Origin of the sequence: Nocardioides anomalus, from assembly GCF_011046535.1 — a bacterium.
In the GTDB taxonomy this organism is placed as follows: Bacteria; Actinomycetota; Actinomycetes; order Propionibacteriales; family Nocardioidaceae; genus Nocardioides; species Nocardioides anomalus.
The window spans coordinates 3152436-3169508 of record NZ_CP049257.1 but is presented as its reverse complement, the minus strand read 5'-3'; the positions used below and the strand labels follow the sequence as shown (position 1 = coordinate 3169508).

General features: G+C 74.0%; 21 protein-coding genes. 12 read left to right on the top strand and 9 right to left on the bottom strand.

What is annotated here, in order from left to right; all coding sequences use genetic code 11:
* Positions 1-38: 38 nt before the first annotated feature.
* The 6 genes from G5V58_RS15985 (at position 39) to G5V58_RS26040 (ending at position 5520) form a co-directional block, all read left to right on the top strand.
* Positions 39-848 carry a biotin--[acetyl-CoA-carboxylase] ligase gene (locus tag G5V58_RS15985; protein WP_230486672.1) on the top strand — a complete coding sequence of 270 codons (810 nt, stop codon included), beginning with the start codon at positions 39-41 and terminating at the stop codon, positions 846-848.
* A gap of 39 nt (positions 849-887) precedes the next feature.
* Positions 888-1391: a PH domain-containing protein gene (locus tag G5V58_RS15980; protein ID WP_165234809.1), complete on the top strand. Its 504-nt coding sequence runs from the start codon at positions 888-890 to the stop codon at positions 1389-1391.
* A 312-nt stretch (positions 1392-1703) separates the two neighbouring features.
* Positions 1704-2426: an adenylate/guanylate cyclase domain-containing protein gene (locus tag G5V58_RS15975; RefSeq protein WP_230486671.1), complete on the top strand. Its 723-nt coding sequence runs from the start codon at positions 1704-1706 to the stop codon at positions 2424-2426.
* A gap of 316 nt (positions 2427-2742) precedes the next feature.
* Positions 2743-3861: a 5-(carboxyamino)imidazole ribonucleotide synthase gene (locus G5V58_RS15970; RefSeq protein ID WP_230487365.1), complete on the top strand. Its 1119-nt coding sequence runs from the start codon at positions 2743-2745 to the stop codon at positions 3859-3861.
* Entirely contained in the window at positions 3779-4369 is a 591-nt protein-coding gene (purE, locus tag G5V58_RS15965) for a 5-(carboxyamino)imidazole ribonucleotide mutase (RefSeq protein ID WP_407939631.1), read from the top strand. The genes G5V58_RS15970 and purE overlap by 83 nt, the downstream gene beginning before the upstream one ends.
* A 53-nt stretch (positions 4370-4422) precedes the next feature.
* Positions 4423-5520, top strand: a complete 1098-nt coding sequence (locus G5V58_RS26040; protein ID WP_230486670.1) for a heparan-alpha-glucosaminide N-acetyltransferase domain-containing protein — start codon at positions 4423-4425, stop codon at positions 5518-5520.
* Here G5V58_RS26040 and G5V58_RS15955 read toward each other — a convergent pair.
* The 4 genes from G5V58_RS15955 to G5V58_RS15940 form a co-directional block, all read right to left on the bottom strand.
* Entirely contained in the window at positions 5465-5680 is a 216-nt protein-coding gene (locus G5V58_RS15955; protein WP_165234802.1) for a histidine kinase dimerization/phospho-acceptor domain-containing protein, read from the bottom strand. The genes G5V58_RS26040 and G5V58_RS15955 overlap by 56 nt on opposite strands.
* Positions 5677-6009, bottom strand: a complete 333-nt coding sequence (locus tag G5V58_RS15950) for a hypothetical protein (RefSeq protein ID WP_165234799.1) — start codon at positions 6007-6009, stop codon at positions 5677-5679. The genes G5V58_RS15955 and G5V58_RS15950 overlap by 4 nt, the downstream gene beginning before the upstream one ends.
* Before the next feature lie 88 nt (positions 6010-6097).
* Complete coding sequence (locus G5V58_RS15945) at positions 6098-7594, bottom strand: sensor histidine kinase (RefSeq protein WP_165234796.1); 1497 nt, start codon at positions 7592-7594, stop codon at positions 6098-6100.
* A 43-nt stretch (positions 7595-7637) separates the two neighbouring features.
* Positions 7638-8075: a response regulator gene (locus G5V58_RS15940; protein WP_165234792.1), complete on the bottom strand. Its 438-nt coding sequence runs from the start codon at positions 8073-8075 to the stop codon at positions 7638-7640.
* Between the two features lie 136 nt (positions 8076-8211).
* Between G5V58_RS15940 and G5V58_RS15935 the strand changes: the two genes are divergently transcribed.
* Positions 8212-8865: a response regulator transcription factor gene (locus G5V58_RS15935; RefSeq protein WP_165234789.1), complete on the top strand. Its 654-nt coding sequence runs from the start codon at positions 8212-8214 to the stop codon at positions 8863-8865.
* Between the two features lie 7 nt (positions 8866-8872).
* Here G5V58_RS15935 and G5V58_RS15930 read toward each other — a convergent pair whose 3' ends face one another.
* Positions 8873-9292: a CoA-binding protein gene (locus G5V58_RS15930; RefSeq protein WP_230486669.1), complete on the bottom strand. Its 420-nt coding sequence runs from the start codon at positions 9290-9292 to the stop codon at positions 8873-8875.
* Between the two features lie 221 nt (positions 9293-9513).
* Here G5V58_RS15930 and G5V58_RS15925 point away from each other — a divergent pair, with 221 nt between their 5' ends.
* Together G5V58_RS15925 and G5V58_RS15920 are read left to right on the top strand one after the other, a co-directional pair.
* A complete protein-coding gene (locus G5V58_RS15925; RefSeq protein WP_165234786.1) occupies positions 9514-10410 on the top strand; it encodes a hypothetical protein in 897 nt (298 codons plus the stop codon).
* A 96-nt stretch (positions 10411-10506) separates the two neighbouring features.
* Positions 10507-11694 (top strand): acyl-CoA dehydrogenase family protein, encoded by a 1188-nt coding sequence (locus tag G5V58_RS15920; protein WP_165234783.1) that lies wholly within the window; start codon positions 10507-10509, stop codon positions 11692-11694.
* 30 nt (positions 11695-11724) lie between these two features.
* Here G5V58_RS15920 and G5V58_RS15915 read toward each other — a convergent pair whose 3' ends face one another.
* Both G5V58_RS15915 and G5V58_RS15910 read right to left on the bottom strand, forming a co-directional pair.
* Positions 11725-12129, bottom strand: a complete 405-nt coding sequence (locus tag G5V58_RS15915) for an STAS domain-containing protein (protein ID WP_165234780.1) — start codon at positions 12127-12129, stop codon at positions 11725-11727.
* A 74-nt stretch (positions 12130-12203) separates the two neighbouring features.
* Positions 12204-12947 carry an SDR family NAD(P)-dependent oxidoreductase gene (locus G5V58_RS15910; protein WP_165234777.1) on the bottom strand — a complete coding sequence of 248 codons (744 nt, stop codon included), beginning with the start codon at positions 12945-12947 and terminating at the stop codon, positions 12204-12206.
* A gap of 81 nt (positions 12948-13028) precedes the next feature.
* Between G5V58_RS15910 and G5V58_RS15905 the strand changes: the two genes are divergently transcribed.
* Genes G5V58_RS15905 through G5V58_RS15895 form a run of 3 tightly spaced genes read left to right on the top strand, consistent with a single transcriptional unit; the run spans position 13029 to position 14989 of the window.
* Positions 13029-13769 carry a dienelactone hydrolase family protein gene (locus tag G5V58_RS15905; protein WP_165234775.1) on the top strand — a complete coding sequence of 247 codons (741 nt, stop codon included), beginning with the start codon at positions 13029-13031 and terminating at the stop codon, positions 13767-13769.
* Between the two features lie 42 nt (positions 13770-13811).
* Positions 13812-14363, top strand: a complete 552-nt coding sequence (locus G5V58_RS15900) for a Dps family protein (RefSeq protein WP_165234772.1) — start codon at positions 13812-13814, stop codon at positions 14361-14363.
* 14 nt (positions 14364-14377) lie between these two features.
* The gene (locus G5V58_RS15895; RefSeq protein ID WP_165234769.1) at positions 14378-14989 is read left to right on the top strand and encodes an ATP-binding cassette domain-containing protein; all 612 of its coding nucleotides are present in this window, start codon (positions 14378-14380) and stop codon (positions 14987-14989) included.
* Here the strand turns inward: G5V58_RS15895 and G5V58_RS15890 are convergent.
* Both G5V58_RS15890 and G5V58_RS15885 read right to left on the bottom strand, forming a co-directional pair.
* The gene (locus G5V58_RS15890; RefSeq protein WP_165234766.1) at positions 14972-15847 is read right to left on the bottom strand and encodes a crotonase/enoyl-CoA hydratase family protein; all 876 of its coding nucleotides are present in this window, start codon (positions 15845-15847) and stop codon (positions 14972-14974) included. The two genes, G5V58_RS15895 and G5V58_RS15890, sit on opposite strands and share 18 nt — an antisense overlap.
* Positions 15844-17052, bottom strand: a complete 1209-nt coding sequence (locus G5V58_RS15885) for an LCP family protein (RefSeq protein WP_165234763.1) — start codon at positions 17050-17052, stop codon at positions 15844-15846. Before G5V58_RS15885 ends, G5V58_RS15890 begins: the two co-directional genes overlap by 4 nt.
* Between the last annotated feature and the right edge of the window lie 21 nt (positions 17053-17073).

Sequence of the window (17073 nt, the reverse complement as noted above, 5' to 3'; positions counted from 1 at the left end):
CTCCGGGCTGCGCGCTCACCCGTGGGAGGCTAGCGGGTGTGATCTCGGACGACGCGGGACGCCCACCCCTCGACGCGGCCCGGCTCGCGGCCGCCGACCCGGACCTGCTGCCGGGCCTCCACGTGGAGGTGCTGGACGCCGCGCCCTCCACCAACGCCCTGGTCGCCGAGCGCGCCCACGAGGGTGCGGCCGAGGGGCTGGTGCTGGTGGCCGAGCACCAGACCGCGGGTCGCGGCCGGCTCGACCGGACCTGGGAGACCCCGCCGCGCTCGGCGCTCACCTTCTCCGTGCTGCTGCGTCCCACCGCGCCCACGCACAGCTGGCCCTGGCTGCCGCTGCTGACCGGGTACGCCGTGGCGAAGGCCCTGCGCGCCGCGGGGGCCGAGGCGGAGGTCAAGTGGCCCAACGACGTGCTGCTCGGGCAGCGCAAGGTCTCCGGGATCCTCCTCGAGCGGGTCGAGACCGCGAGCGGGCCGGCCGCCGTCGTGGGCATCGGCATCAACGTCGGGATGACCGCGGACGAGCTCCCCGTGCCGGAGGCGGTCTCGCTGGCCGTCGCGGGCGTCGAGGTGGACCGCACCGACCTGCTGGTCGACGTCCTGGCCTCGCTGTGGGAGGCCTACACGACCTGGCAGGAGGGCGGCGACCTGGCCGGCATGCGCCTGGCCGAGTCGTACGCCGCGGCCTGCGCCACGCTGGGCAGCGAGGTCCGTGTCGACCTCCCGTCCGGCGAGGTGCTGACCGGCACGGCCACCGGCATCGACCCCAGCGGGCGGCTCCTGGTGGCCCACGACGGCGGGCGCACCGCGGTCAGCGCCGGTGACGTGGTGCACGTCCGCCCCGTGTGATCGCCCCTCCCGAGGGGCCGGAGGTGCCATGATCCGTGCGTGGCACTCTCCAAGGACCTGCTCAACGAGGGCGAGTCGATCGTCGTCGACACGCGCACGCACCCCAAGGCGCTGCTGCTGCCGATCCTCGCGCTCGTCGTGCTCCTCGCCGTCGGTGTGTTCGTGCAGAGCGCCGTGGACAACGGCGTGGTCACCAAGGTGGTCTGGGTGGTCGTCGCCCTCGGCATCGTGTGGTTCGTGGTCCGGCCGGCCCTGATCTGGCTCACCGCGACCTACACCGTGACCACGCGCCGGCTCATCACCCGCCACGGCGTGATCACCCGCCGCGGCCACGACATCCCGCTCAGCCGGGTGAGTGACGTGGCCTACGAGCGCGACCTCATCGACCGGCTGCTCGGCTGCGGCACGCTCGTGATCAGCGACGCGAGCACCCACGGGCAGGTCGCGCTGCCCGACATCCCGCACATCGAGGACACCCACCGGCGCATCCAGGAGCTGCTGCACGACCTGCACAGCGGCGACCCGCGCGAAGAGGGTGCCTGAGCACTGACCTCCACCGACAGCAGCGCGCCCGAAGGCCCCGTCGACCCGGACGACAACGACGCCGGGGACCTCGAGCAGCACGTCCTCGGCGAGGCCCGCGTCTTCAACGCCCTGGAGCTGGCCGAGTCCACGGGCGTCGACCTGGACCAGGCCCGCCGCCTCTGGCGCGCCCTCGGCTTCCCCGAGCACGGCTCCGCGACGGCGTTCACCCAGTCCGACGCACAGGCGCTGTCCACGCTCGTCGGGCTGGTCGACTCCGGCCTCATCGACTTCGACCTCGCCGTCAACCTCACCCGCGCGGTCGGCCAGACCATGGCCCGGCTCTCGGACTGGGAGGTCTCGGCCCTGCTCACCCGGGTGCTCGAGCTGGCCCGCGAGCGGGCCGGGGACCACGAGGGCGCGGACGGCGACCGGCTGGCCATCGGGCTGCGGATGATCGAGGAGTTCTCCGAGCCGTTCGAGGAGCTGCTGGTCTACGTCTGGCGTCGCCACCTGGCCGCGGCGGTCGGGCGGATGGAGGCGCTCGGCGCTCGCGAGGAGGACCTGCACACCACCCGGCTCACGGTCGGGTTCGCCGACATCGTGCAGTTCACCGCGCTGTCCAACCAGCTCACCGAGGAGCGCATCGGCGACCTGGTTGAGCTCTTCGAGGCCCGCTGCGCCGACGTCGTCGCCAGCCAGCGCGGCCGGGTCATCAAGTCGATCGGCGACTCGGTGCTCTTCGTGCACGAGCAGCCCGTGCCGGCGTACGAGATCGCCGAGGGCATCATCACCGTCATCGGTCGCGACACCCGGATGCCCGACGTCCGCGTCGGGCTGGCCAGCGGGCTGGTCGTCCAGCGGCTCGGCGACGTGTTCGGCCCGCCGGTCAACATGGCCGCCCGCCTCACCGCCGTGGCCCGCCGCAACCGCGTCATCATCGACGCCGAGACCGCCGGGCTGCTCCCCGACGACCAGTTCGAGACCCGCCGCCTGGCCGCCCGCCCGGTCCGCGGCTTCGGCATCGTCGAGCCGGTCGCCGTGCGGCGGACCTAGGTTCCGCCGGTCGCGCGCTCGTCGATGGCCCTGGTGCCGACGCCAGCGGGCCGGTCGGCTTGTCTGACGGCCAGGGCGGGATACCCGGGTACCCGGGTACCCCCACGGCGTTGGGGTGTTGCACCACCCCAACGGCGTAGGAAGACCCCCAACGCCTCGTCGGGATACCCGGGTACCCGGGTATCCCGACCGGTGAGGACGCGCAGGCGGTGACGACCTGACCGGCACCCGCCGGGCGTGGGGCACGCCCTAGGGTTGGCCCGTGGCCGACCTCGCACCCACCGTGGCCCTGATCGGCGGCGGGCAGCTGGCGCGGATGCTGGCCGAGCCCGCGGCCGCGCTGGGGATCCCCCTGCGGCTGCTGGCCGAGGCCGAGGGCGTCTCCGCGGCCCAGGTCGTCCCGGACACCCTGGTCGGCGACCACCGCGACCTCGAGGCGCTGCGCACGGTCACGAGCGGCGCGGCAGTGGTCACCTTCGACCACGAGCACGTGCCCACCGAGCACCTGCGCGCGCTGGCCGAGGCCGGCGTCGCGGTCCGCCCGGGGCCGGACGCCCTGGTGCACGCCCAGGACAAGGCGGTGATGCGGCGCCGGCTCACCGAGCTGGGGCTGCCGTGCCCGCGCTGGGCCGTGGTGGCGACGGCGGAGGAGGTCGCGGCGTTCGGCTTCCCGTGCGTGCTCAAGACGACCCGCGGCGGGTACGACGGCAAGGGCGTGTGGGTCGTGCGCTCGGCCGAGGACACCGAGGAGCCGTTCCGCTCGGCCGCGGACGCCGGCGTCGAGGTCCTGGCCGAGGAGCTGGTCGATTTCCGGCGTGAGCTCGCGGCGCAGGTCGCGCGCAGCCCGAGCGGCCAGGCCGCGGCGTACCCCGTCGTGGCCAGCACCCAGCTCGACGGCATCTGCCACGAGGTCGTGGCGCCGGCGCCGGAGCTGGACCCCGAGCTGGCCACCCACGCCCAGGAGGTCGCGCTGCGGATCGCGCGCGAGCTCGACGTGGTGGGGATGCTGGCCGTCGAGCTCTTCGAGACCCGCGACGGCCGGGTCCTGGTCAACGAGCTGGCCATGCGCCCGCACAACTCCGGCCACTGGAGCCAGGACGGCGCCGTGACCAGCCAGTTCGAGAACCACCTGCGCGCCGTCCTCGACCTGCCCCTCGGCTCGCCGGCGGCGCGGGCGCGGTGGACGGTGATGGTCAACATCCTCGGTGGACCCGACCGGTCGGACGGCAGCCAGGTGGGCCGGCTGTACGACGGCTACCCGCACGCCCTGGCCCGCGACCCGCGGCTGCGGGTGCACCTGTACGGCAAGGAGCTGCGCCCGGGCCGCAAGGTCGGGCACGTCAACGCCTACGGTGACGACCTCGAGGACTGCCTCGAGCGCGCCCGGCACGCCGCGGCGTGGTTCCGCGGAGACTTGGGGGACGAGAGTGAGTGAGCCACAGGTCGGGATCGTCATGGGCTCCGACTCCGACTGGCCGGTCATGAAGGCGGCCGCGACGGCGCTGGAGGAGTTCGGCGTCGCGCACGAGGCCGACGTGGTCTCCGCGCACCGGATGCCCGAGGAGATGCTGGCCTACGGCAAGGACGCCGCCGGCCGCGGTCTGCGCGTGCTGATCGCGGGCGCCGGGGGAGCGGCGCACCTGCCCGGCATGCTCGCCGCCGTCACCCCGCTGCCGGTCATCGGCGTCCCCGTCCCGCTCGAGCGGCTCGACGGCCTCGACTCGCTGCTCTCGATCGTGCAGATGCCGGCCGGCGTGCCGGTCGCCACGGTGGCCATCGGCAACGCCCGCAACGCCGGGCTCCTCGCGGTGCGGATCCTGGCCACGGCCGACGAGGCGCTGCGCCGGCGGATGGTCGACTTCCAGGCCGAGCTCAAGGCCACGGCCCAGGGCAAGGGCGCCGCCGTCCGCGGCGACACCGGCGAGCGCCGGGTGGGCTTCTGAGCCCAGGGCGCCTGGTCGGCCTCGACCTCGCGCGCTGCCTGGCGCTGCTGGGCATGGTGACCGCGCACGTCCTCGACGAGCGGCGGCCCGACGGGACCCTGACGTGGTGGTCCTACCTCGTCGACGGCCGGGCCTCGGCGCTGTTCGCCGTGCTGGCCGGGGTGAGCCTGGTCCTGCTCGCCCGGCGCACGACGTGGCGCGGGCTGGTCGTCCGCGCCCTGCTGGTCGCCCTGCTCGGCCTGGCGCTCGGCGAGCTCGAGACCACCCTGGCGGTGATCCTCACCTACTACGGGCTGCTGTTCCTGCTGGGCCTGCCGTTCCTGCGCCTGCCCGCGCGCTGGCTGTGGGCGCTGGCCGCGCTGTGGGTGGTCCTCGGCCCGGTCGTCTCCCAGCTGGTGCGCCCGCACCTGCCGCCGCGGCTCGGCCCCAGTCCCGCCTTCGACCAGCTCCGCGACCCGGGCCACCTGCTGGGCGAGCTCGCCTTCACCGGCTACTACCCGTGCGTCACCTGGCTGGCCTACCTGCTGCTCGGCATGGCGCTGGGGCGCTCCGCGCTCAGGGAGCGCTCGGTGCAGGTCGGCCTGGTCCTCGGCGGCGTCGTCGTGGGCGCGGTGGTCTTCCTGGTCTCGCGCTCGCTCACCGAGCAGGCGTGGGTGCTGCGCCGGCTCGTGCCCGAGTCCGGTCGGTACGGCGACGTCTCGACCGCCGGCGCCTTCGTCGACGCCATCGGCGGCGGGATGCACGGCTCGACCCCGGCGGGCGGCTCGTGGGCCTGGCTGCTGGTCGTCGCCCCGCACAGCGGGACGCCCTTCGACCTGCTGGAGACCGGGGCGAGCGCGGTGGTGGTCATCGCCGGCGCCCTGCTGGTGGCCTCGGCCCTGCGGGGGCGGTCGAGCCGGCTGCTGGCCGTCGCGGCCGGGGCCGGGGCCATGACGCTGAGCCTCTACAGCCTGCACGTGGTGATGCGGACCGACCGGGTCTGGCCGGCCGAGGAGCCCTCGTCGTACGTGTGGCACGTGGTGGTGCTGCTGCTGGTCGGGGCGGGTCTTGTCGCGGCCGGTCAGCGCGGACCGCTCGAGCGCGTGGTGGGCGGGCTCAGTCGACTCGCTGAGCCACGGTCTCGACGACCTCGAGGAGGCGGGTGGCGCTGACGTCGATGCGCTCGAGCATCCGGCGCTGCTGGGCGTTGAGGGGCCCGGTGTCGGCGCTGGAGAGCATCTCGACGTAGCCGATGATCGTGGTGAGCGGGGTGCGCAGCTCGTGGCTGAGCAGCGCGCGCAGCTCCTCGCGCTCCGCGGCGGTCTCGGTCATCGCGGTGCCGCTCCGCCCCGGGCCGCGGGCGGCGAGAAGGGGTAGCAGTTCAGCTCGGCCAGCATGACCAGCCGGTCGGGGTCGGGGTCGCAGCCGTCGACCAGGTGCTGGCGCAGCGTCGCCTCGCTGAGGCCGGCGGCGACGGCCAGGGCCGCGGCGTCCGCGCCGAAGCGCCGGTACCACTCGGCCAGGGTCGCCGGGCTGAGCCCGGCGCCGTCCCAGGCCTCGTCCCAGAGCCAGGCCGCGCACTCGGCGGGCAGGCAGGGGGTGAGCGCCCGCTCGAGGTGGAGGCGCTCGACGTCGCGGTCGGACCTGGTCAGGGAAGGCATGGCTCCACTGTCATGCAGACGCTGACGCGTGCCCAGGCGCGGTTGCGTCGACTGTGTCTAGTGCACGCGCACCAGGGGCTGGCCCGGCTCAGGGCTGGGGTAGCCGCACCGTGACCACGGTGCCGGGGTGGCCGGGCTCGAGGCGCAGCTCCCCGCCGGCGAGCGTGACCCGGTCGCGCATCGCGGCGATGCCGCGGTGGCCCGGCACCGGCTGCTCTGCGCCGGGCGCCATCCCGACGCCGTCGTCGGCGATGCGGACCTCGAGGTCGTCGGCGGTGACCGTGACGCGGATCGTCGCGGTCCGCGCGTCGGCGTGCTTGGCCACGTTGACCAGTGCCTCCTTGGCCACGCGGACGGCGTGCGTGCGGGTCGCCGGCGCCAGGTCCAGCTCGCGCGGGTCGGGGGCGTTCTCGACCCGCCAGTCCACGGCGCTCAGCTCGAAGACGTGGGCCGCCGCGTCGGAGAGCAGGTCGGTGAGCGTGACGCTCGGCGGCACCGCCTCGAGGTCGAAGAGCAGGTGGCGCAGCCCCTCGCCGACCGCACGCACGTCGTCGTGCAGCCGGTCGACGTCGGCGACCAGGTCCGGGGCGGCCTGCGCCAGCCGGCGGCGCAGCATGCCGAGCCGGAGCCCGACCGCCGCGAGGGCCTGCACGCTGTGGTCGTGGACGTCGTCGGCGATCCGCGTGCGCTCCTCCTCCTGGGCGGCGGCCAGGCGGTGCAGGAGCTCGGTGCGCTGGGCCAGGGCGGCGTCCAGCTCGGCGCGCGACTCGAAGCGGTCCAGCGCGAGCGAGATCGTGTCCGCGGCGCCGCGGAGCAGCTCGCGCAGGCTCTCGTCGAAGGCGCCGGCGCGCTCGGCGTACAGCCGCCAGGTCGCGACCGTCCTCCCCCGGCTGCACAGGGGGAGCACGGCCGCCGAGCGGACGTCGCTGGCGTCGGGGCCGAGGTCGTCGACGAAGAGCGCCTCGGTGCCGTCGCTCGGCGCCGCGGCCTCGGCGGACGTCCCGGTCAGGGGAGCGCCCGCGCTGGCCAGCACCGGGCCGGGCCCGCCCGGGCCGTGCGCCACGACCCGCGCGCCCACGAAGCCGCCCTGGACCACTGCGGCCCGGCAGATCCTCGGGTGCAGCGTCGCGACGTCGTCGGCGGCGGCGACCGCCTCGTTGATGAGGGCCAGGGTGAGGTAGCGCCGGCTCTGGCGGCGGACCCGCAGCTCGGCGTCGCGGCGCTGCGAGACGTCGAGGACGCTGACGATGAGCCACGGGCTGGCGTCGGTCGGCAGCGGGGTGAGGATGACCTCGGCCGGGAACTCGACGCCGTCGCCGCGCCGCGCGGTGAGCTCCAGCCGGCTGTCCGGCTGACGGTCGGTGGCGGCCGCCGACGCCGTACGCCGCGCGACGTGGCCGGCGAGCCGTCCGTCGGGCAGCAGCTCCTCCAGCGGTCGGCCTACCAGCCCGCTCGCCGGGCGGCCGAACACCACCGCCGTGCGCGGGTTGGCGTAGCGGACCACGCCGTCCGGGTCGGTCGCTACCGCGGCGGTCGCGGCGCCGTCAAGCAGCAGGAAGACGGGGTGCGCGAGGGCGTCGGTCATGGTGGAGGTCCCGGTGGAGGTCCCGGTGGGTGGGCCTCCGATGCTAGGCGTCCCGGGACGACGCGTCAGCCAGTCGCCGGACGACACGCGCCGCGTTGGGGGTGCCGATCACGACCTCGCCGTCCAGCACCCGCGAGACCACCTCGCCGAGGTCCGGGCCGAGCCGGTCCTTGGCCAGGTAGGCCACCGCGCCGGCCCGCAGGAGCTCGGCGACGGTGCTGGTCCCGGTGTCGGCCGACACCACGACCACGAGGGGAGCCGGGCGCGCGGCCCCGAGCGCCGCGGCCGCCGCGGCGCCACCCCCCGGCATGCGCACGTCGAGGACGACGACCCGCGGTCGGTGCTCCGCGTGCAGACGCAGCAGCTCCGCGCCGTCGCCGACCGCGCCGACCACGTCGAAGCGCCCGTCGGCCTCGAGCAGGTCGACCAGGGCGGCGCGGAACCGTTCGTCGTCGTCGGCCACCGCGATCGGCACCGTCATGCCCCACCTCCTCGCCCATCGTCGGGGAGCGAGCCCGGCACGGACACCCGAAAGGGGACTAGACGCCTAGTGCACAGGTACTAGGTTGGCCAGGCGGCGCGCCCGCGCCCTCTCGTCGACGCACCGGAACAGGTCCGTGACCACCCCACCCCCGCCCATCCGCGTCCTCGTCGTGGACGACCACGAGATCCTGGCCGCGAGCCTCGCCCAGGTGCTCGGGGCGGAGGACGACCTGCGCGCCGTCGGCACCGCGACCTCGGTGGCCGAGGCGCGCACCCTCATCACCCAGACGCTGCCCGACGTCGTGCTCCTCGACCACCGGCTGCCCGACGGCGACGGCATCGCCGCCATCCCCGAGCTCCAGGCGCTGCACCCACGCGCGGCGTTCGTCGTGCTGACGGCGAGCACGGCCGACCACGTGCTGGTCGCCGCGATCGAGGCGGGAGCGACCGGCTTCCTGTCCAAGACGCGCAGCCTGGACGAGGTCCGCTCCGCGGTGCGGGCCGCGCACGGTGGCGAGGCCGTCATCTCGCCCGAGCTGCTGGCCCGGCTGTTGCCGCGCCTCAACCGGCGCCGCGACCCCTCGCGGGCCGAGCTGACCGAGCGCGAGCTCGAGGTGCTCGCGCTGCTGGCCGAGGGGCTGACCAACAGCGAGATCGCCAGCCGCCTGGTCGTCAGCGTCCACACCGTCCGCAACCACGTGGCCAACCTGTCGGCCAAGCTCGGCGCGCACTCCAAGCTCGAGGCGCTGTCCATCGCCATCCGGCAGGGACTCCTGCCGGACCGCTAGCCGGGTCTCAGCGCCGGCGCCACTCGATCGCCGGGCAGGTGTCCATCACCATCGGCACGCCGGCGGCGCGCACCCGCTCGTAGGCGTCGGCGTCGACCACCCCGAGCTGGAACCACACACCACGGGCGCCGGTGGCCAGGGCCTCGTCGGCGTGCTGACCGGCCTCGGAGGAGCGGCGGAAGACGTCGACCACGTCGACGGGGAACGGCACGTCGGCGAGCGTCGGGTACGCCGTCTCGCCGAGGACCTCCAGCCCGCCCGGCTGCGCGGCCGCGGGGTGGATGGGCACGATCTGCTTGCCCCGCTCCTGCAGCAGGCTGGCGATGGAGTACGCCGTGCGGCGGGTGTCGCCGGACAGCCCCACCACCGCCCACACCCGGCACTCGTCGAGCATGAAGCCGATCGCCTCGGGGTCCTGCCAGGTCACGGTCCGAGCCTACGCAGCGACCCGGAGCGGCAGGCGCCCGGCCACACCCGCCCACCACCCGGTCGGGCTACTCCCGAGGGGCTGGTCCCGTCGGGCTAGCGAGGGCGGGTGGACAACGTCAGGAAGGCTCTCAACCGCCGCGGAACCTACCTACGTTGGTGCTCGCTCGACGGGGCACCCCGTCGGGTGTCGTCCCTCCCCACATCCCCCAGGAGTCATCGATGCCGTTCCGACGCACCACTCGCCTGGCGGCCAGTGCCGCCGTCACCGCGGGCCTGACCCTCGGTGGCCTCAGCCTCGCCGCCCCGGCCGAGGCCGCCACCTCGTCGGCCAAGGCCACCTACACCTGCACGTCGCCCCTCGGGTTGCCGGCGCCGCTCAACCTGCTGCTCCCGAGCACCTTCCAGGTCCCGGCGACCTTCACGCTGCAGAACCTCCCCGAGGTCATCACCGCCAACGTGCCGATCCCGGCCGGGACGCCGATCGTCGGCCAGCTCGACCTCACCAACGCCAACCTCGCCGGTCTCCTGCCGACCGTGCTGAACGCGCTGCAGACCACGGTCAACCTGGTCCTCGGCAACGTCCCCGGCTCCGAGCCGCTGGCCGGCCCGGTCGGCACGGTGTTCCAGCAGCTCAACGGTCAGGTCGCCACGGTCAGCGGCCAGCTCGGCTCCTTCGTCCCGAGCGCCGACGGCCTCCCGCTGCCGATCCCGACGTCCTTCGACTTCGGCATGCTCGCCGGCGGGCTCGCCGGGCTCGGCATCCGGTGCACCTACAACCCCGGCTCGGCCACGCCGGGCGGTGGCGGCGGCGGTGGCGGCACCACGCCGGTCATCCAGAAGCAGGGCGCCAAGATCAAGGCCCACGCCCAGGCCAAGCCCGGCCACAAGGTCCTGGTCACCGTCAAGGTGAAGACCACCGCCGGCCAGAAGGGCGTCGGTCAGATCAAGGCCAAGGTCGCCGGCATGAAGGCCAAGACCAAGGCGCTGAAGAACGGCAAGGTCCGCTTCGTGCTCAAGGGCCTCAAGGCCGGCAAGAACAAGATCAAGCTGAAGTTCCTGGGCAACTCCTACACCAACAAGGCCACCAAGAAGGTCAGCGTCAAGATCGCCCGCTGACGCACCGCAGCACCCACGACCGTCGCCCGGTCGGTGTGACGAACACCGACCGGGCGACGGCGTTGCTTGGACGTCCACGCACCTAGAATCGAGGGCGTGAGCGACTCCGACGTACCCCTGTTCGCGCTGTCCGAGGAGCACCAGGCCATCCGCGAGGCCGTGCGCGACCTCTGCGAGGCCAAGGTCGCGCCGCACGCCGCCGACGTGGACGAGCAGGCGCGCTTCCCGCAGGAGGCGGCCGCCGCCCTGCTGGCCGCGGACTTCCACGCCCCGCACGTGCCCGAGGAGTACGGCGGCGCCGGGGCCGACGCGCTGGCGACCGTGCTGGTCATCGAGGAGGTGGCCCGCGTCGACGTGTCCGCCTCGCTGATCCCGGCCGTCAACAAGCTGGGCTCGCTCCCGGTGCAGCTGGCCGGCTCGGAGGAGCTCAAGAAGCACTACCTCGGCGCCCTGGCCCGCGGCGAGGGCGGCTTCTCCTACTGCCTGTCCGAGCCCGACGCCGGCTCCGACGCGGTCTCGATGAAGACCCGCGCGGTCCGCGACGGCGACCACTGGGTCCTCGACGGTGTCAAGCGCTGGATCACCAACGCCGGCCCCGACGCGGGGGAGTCGGAGTACTACACGGTCATGGCCGTCACCGATCCCGAGAAGCGCTCCAAGGGCATCTCGGCGTTCGTGGTGGAGCGCTCCGACGAGGGCGTCTCCTTCGGCGCCAAGGAGAAGAAGCTCGGCATCAAGGGCTCCCCGACGCGCGAGGTGTACCTCGACCACGTGCGGATCCCCGCCGACCGGATGATCGGCGAGGAGGGCACCGGCTTCGAGACCGCGATGCGCACCCTCGACCACACCCGGATCACCATCGCCGCCCAGGCCGTCGGCGTGGCCCAGGGCGCGCTCGACCACGCGCTGCAGTACGCCCAGGAGCGCGAGCAGTTCGGCAAGCACCTCGCGGAGTTCCAGGGCCTGCAGTTCATGCTGGCCGACATGGGCATGAAGGTCGAGGCGGCCCGCCAGCTGACCTACGCCGCCGCCGGCCGCTCCGAGCGGGGCGACTCCGACCTGACGTTCTTCGGTGCGGCGGCCAAGTGCTTCGCCTCCGACGTGGCCATGGAGGTCACGACCAACGCGGTGCAGGTCCTCGGCGGCTACGGCTTCACCCGCGACTACCCGGTCGAGCGGATGATGCGCGATGCGAAGATCACCCAGATCTACGAGGGCACCAACCAGGTCCAGCGCATCGTGATGGCCCGCCAGCTCCTCGCCGGGGTCCAGAGCCAGCTCTGAGCGAGGGCGGCGCCGGGGCCGTGGCCCGGCTCAGCCGGCGTTGGCCGGCTCGCCGTCGTCGGGTCCGTGCGCGGCCAGGGCGTCGTCGAGGCTGGGGTGCACGGTGAGCACCTGGTCCAGCCCGGCGATCTTGAGCAGCTTGCGCAGGTGGTTGCTGTCGGTGACCACGGCCAGCTCGGCGCCGCGCTCGCGGGCGGAGCGGTGGACCAGGACCAGCGAGCCGATGCCGGAGGAGTCCAGCAGCGACAGCTCGCTGAGCTCGAGCACGAGCAGGGGCTGCTGGAACGAGTCGCGCTTGAGGATCCCGCTGCGGACGTGGTGGTGCGTGTTCAGGTCGAGGCTGCCCCCGATCCACACCACGTCGGCGCGCTCGTAGCTGCCGAAGCTCATCACGACTGTGGAGTGGTGAGCGGAGAACTTGCTGAACTCGCGCACGGCGGGAGTCTCGCACGGACTCCGACACCCAGGTCCACCTGTTGGGGTGAGGTCGGCGTGTCCCCCCGACCGCGCTAAGCCCAGACGGTGCCGGGCCGGCCGCCGTCCAGGGTCACCACGGCCCCGTTGGCCGGGGCGGCCAGGGGGGAGCAGAGGAAGGCGACGACCGCGGCCACGTCCTCGGCGGTGATGAGCCGGGCGAGACCGTTCTGCGCCGCCTTCTCGAGGTACGCCGGGTCGTCGGCGTTGCGCTCGGTGACGGTGAGCCCGGGGTGCACGCAGGTCACGGTGACGCCCTGGTGGCCGAGCTCGTCGGCGAGGTTCTTGCTGAGGGCCACGACCGCGATGTTGCGGACCGAGCCGGTGATGTTGCCGGTCGAGCGGGCGTTCATGCCGCTGATGTTGACGACCCTGCCACCGCCGTCGAGCAGGTGCGGCGCGGCGGCCCGGACCACTCGCGCGTACCCCAGGGCCTTGGTGTCGACCTGGCTCAGGAAGTCGGCGTCGTCGAGGCCGGCCAGCCCGGGTGCGGGCGGCGCCTCGGCGCGGGGGGCGGCGGCGTTGACGACCACGTCCAGGCCGCCCAGGGTCGCGGCCGCGGAGTCCACGGCCGCGCGCACGGAGGCGTCGTCGGTGGTGTCGGCCTGCACGGTGACCGCGCCGTCGACCGTCGCGGCCGCGGCCGCCAGCCGGTCGCCGTCCCGGGCCAGGAGCGCGACGCGGGCGCCCTCCGCGGCCAGGGCCCGGCCCACCGCGAGGCCGATCCCGCGGTTGCCGCCGGTGACGAGCGCGCGTGCGCCGGTGAGTCCGAGGTCCATGGCCGCGACGGTAACGGACCCGGGTGCGGCCCGGGCCGGGTGGCGGAGGCGGCCCAGAGGTGTCTCAGTACAGTGCCGAGCATGGGGCAGACGATCCAGGTCGAGGCGGCGGACGGGACGGCGGAGGCCTACCTCACGGGGCGCGACGGCGACCCCGGCGTGCTGTTCTACATCGACGCGATCGGGCTGCGCCCGCAGATCGAGGAGATGGCCGACCGGATCGCCTCCTGGGGCTACGTCGTGCTCGCGCCGAACCTCTTCTACCGCGACGGGACCGCCCCGGAGCTGGCGCCCCAGGGCGACCTGCGCGAGGACGGCGCCCGGGAGGCGTTCTTCGCGGGTGGCGTGATGGACCGGGTCCAGGGCTACACGCCGGACCGGTCGCTGCCCGACGCCGACGCGTGGATGCGCACCCTGCTCGAGCACAGCGACGACGGCCCGGTCGGGACCACCGGCTACTGCATGGGCGCGCGGCTGGCCGTCCGCACGGCCGGTGCCTTCCCGGGCACCGTCGGCGCGGTCGGCGGCTTCCACGGCGGCGGCCTGGTCACCGATGCGCCGGACAGCCCGCACCTGGCCATCGGCGACAGCACCGCGGAGTACGTCTTCGGCCACGCCGACCAGGACCGGTCGATGCCGCTCGAGGCGGTGGCCACGCTCGAGGAGACGCTCCAGGCCGCGGACCGGCCGCACCGCAACGAGATCTACCAGGGCGCCGCGCACGGCTACTCGATGGCCGACACCTCGATGTACGACGAGGCCGCGACCGAGCGCCACTTCCGCGAGCTCGAGGCCCTCCTCGCGCGCTGCCGCCGGGCCTGATTCGGAGGTCAGGTCGCTCACCCGATGGGGTACCGGCAGGACATGGCCACACCGAAGCTGAAGTACACGACGCCGGGGCTGACCGAGGAGAAGGCGACCCGCGTGGTCGAGCTCCTCCAGGACCGCCTCAACGCCACGACCGACCTCCACCTCACGCTCAAGCACGTGCACTGGAACGTCGTCGGACCGCACTTCATCGCGGTCCACGAGATGATCGACCCGCAGGTCGACGCCGTGCGCGGGTTCGCCGACGACCTGGCCGAGCGGATCGCCACCCTGGGCGGCTCCCCGATCGGCACGCCGGGCGCGCTCGTAGAAGCCCGCAACTGGGACGAGTACAGCATCGGGCGCGACACCACCCAGGCCCACCTGGGCGCGCTCGACCTGGTCTACCAGGGCGTCATCGAGTCCTACCGCAACGGCATCCAGGAGCTCGACGACCTCGACCTGGTGACCCAGGACATGTTCATCGCCCAGACCGAGCAGCTCGAGCTGTTCCACTGGTTCGTCCGTGCGCACCTCGAGGACAAGAGCGGCGCGCTGAGCACCGCCGGCGCCGGGTCCGAGGCCGAGGCCGCCCGCCAGGCCGGCTGAGGGACCATCACGGCGTGGACCTCCGCGCCGACCGGCTGACCAAGCGGTACGGCCGCACGGTCACCGCCCTCGACGCGGTCTCGTTCTCCGTGAGCGGACCTGCGTCGGTGGCGGTGACCGGCCCGTCCGGGTCGGGCAAGTCCACGTTGCTGCGGCTGCTGGCCGGGCGCGAGCGCCCCACCCGCGGGCGCGTCCGTGTCGACGGCCGGTCGCCGCGGCGGGCCGGCGCGCTCGGGTTCGTCGCGCAGCGTGACGACCTCGACCCGGGTGCCCTCGCGCTGAGCGCAGCCGCAGTCGACCCGGGCGGCCCGCACCTGCGCGAGCGGACCGAGGCGCTGCTGGCCCGGCTCGGCGTACCCACCGACGTCGCCGTGCGGGAGCTGGCCGCGGGCGACCGCCGCCTGCTCACGGTGGCCGGCGTGCTGGCCACCGGGCCGCGGCTGCTGCTGGCCGACGAGCCCGCGGCAGAGCTGGACGCGGCCGCGGCCGACCGGGTCGCCGACCTGCTCCTCGGGACGGTCGGGTCCGGGACGCTGCTCGTCCTGGCCACCCACGACGACGCCCTGGCCGCGCGCTGCGGTCGGCGGCTGGTGCTCGAGCGGGGCCGGCTAGTCGATCCGGGGTAGCTCGGAGGCCTTGCCGGTGAAGCGCGGCATGCGCTTCTCCAGGAAGGCCGCGACGCCCTCCTTGCCGTCGGCGATCGAGCTCCAGTAGATCGCGAGCGAGTCCGACAGGTGCGCCTCGAGCGGCTCGGCCGAGCCCGCGTGCTTGTAGAGCAGCCGCTTGGCCAGGCCCAGCGCGACGGGGGAGCGGTCCTTGACGAAGGAGCGGGCCAGCTGCTGGGCGGCGGGCAGCAGCTCGTCGGGCTCGTGCACCGAGCGGACCAACCGGCCGGCCAGCGCGACGTCGGCGGTGAGGATGTCGGCGGCGTAGACCCACTCCAGGGCCTGCGGGAGCCCGACGATCCGGGGCAGGAACCACGACGACGCCGCCTCCGGCGTGATCCCGATCCGGCCGAACACGAAGCCGATCCGCGCCTGCGTGGACGCCATCCGGATGTCCATGCCGAGCGTCATGGTGGCGCCGATGCCGACCGCGGCGCCGTTGATGGCGGCGATGACCGGCTTGGGCAGCGAGTAGATCGCCAGCGTCACCCGGCCGCCGGTGTCGCGGACGTCGTCGTGGAACGGCGGCTCGTCGTACGCCGCGCGGAACTCCTCCGGCGTGGGCCGCAGCGTCTCGTCGAGCCCGAAGACGTTGCCCTCGGCCGAGAGGTCCATGCCGGCGCAGAAGGCCCGGCCGGCGCCGGTGACCACCACGGCGCGGATGGCGTCGGAGCGGGCGTCGGTGAGGAAGAACCGCTCCAGCTCCCGAGCCATGGTCAGGTCGAAGGCGTTGAGCTGTCCTGGCCGGTCGAGGGTCAGCGTCGCGACGCCGTCGTCGTCGACCTCGACCGAGAGGGTCTCGTAGAGCGACGCGCTCACCCGATGCCGCCCGTGGGGGAGCACAGCTTCTTGGTGATCTCGTCGGTCTTGTCGTCGGCGATCTTCTCGAACAGCTGCGGCGCCAGGTCCGGGTCCCAGTGGACCGCGAGGTCCTGCAGCGGCACCACGCAGGTCAGCCCCTTGTCGCCGTCCACGCGGGTCATGGCCATCGCCCACATCGCGCTGCGGACCGGTCCCATCCCCTCGCCGAAGGAGAAGAAGTCGGGGATCGCGTTGTTGAGCCGGTAGTAGGTGACCGGGTTGATCACCGTCCACGGCGACAGCACCTGTGAGCCGACCGCGGCGACCACCTCGCGCTGGCGGCGCACCCGGTCGATGTCGCCGGTGGCCGAGGCGTGGCGCGAGCGCGCGTAGGCCAGCGCGGTGGTGCCGTCGACCTCCTGGCAGCCCTTCTTGATGTTCAGCCCGGCCAGCTTGTCCTTCATGTCCTGCTTCGGGCACACCTCGATGCCGCCGACCGCGTCGACGACACCGGCCACCCCGCCCATCCCGATCTCGACGTAGTCGTCGACGCGGATGCCGGTGGCCTGCTCGATGGTCTGCACGAGGAGCTTGGCCCCGCCGAAGGCGTAGGCCGCGTTGATCTTGGTCTCGCCGTGACCCGGGATGTCGACGATGGAGTCGCGGGGGAGCGAGACGAGCACGTTGGGCCCGGAACCGGTGTGCAGCAGCATGATCGTGTCGGTGCGACCGCCGCTGGCGTCACCGGTGCTCAGCTCCTTGCGCTCCTCCTCGCTCAGGTCGGCGCGCGAGTCGCTGCCGACGAGGAGGTACGTCGTCCCGGGCTGCTCGGCCGGCCGGTCGCCCTTCGGCTCCCACGAGACCTCGTCGACGCGGTTCCAGGCCACGACCGGGACGATCACCAGGTAGGCCAGCCACAGCAGGAGCAGCAGGAACACGTAGCGGGCCCGGAACCGGAAGCGCCGGCGACCGCGCGAGGGCGGACCGGGGTCGACCGGCGGGGCCACCGGCGGCGGCGTGGGCCGGGCGGTCGCGCGCTGGTCGGGTCGGGCGCCCGGGCGCGGCTGGGTCCGCATCACCCGCGTCTCGTCGCCGCGGGGCGCGGTGGGCTGCTGCTTGCGGACCGGGCGGGTGGCCTGCGGGTCCTCCTGCTGGCCCTTCCCGTAGAGCCACTGGTACTCCGGTCCGTCCTCGGGACCGTCGTTCCGGGGGCGATCTGGCATGCGGAGGACGCTACCGTGGTC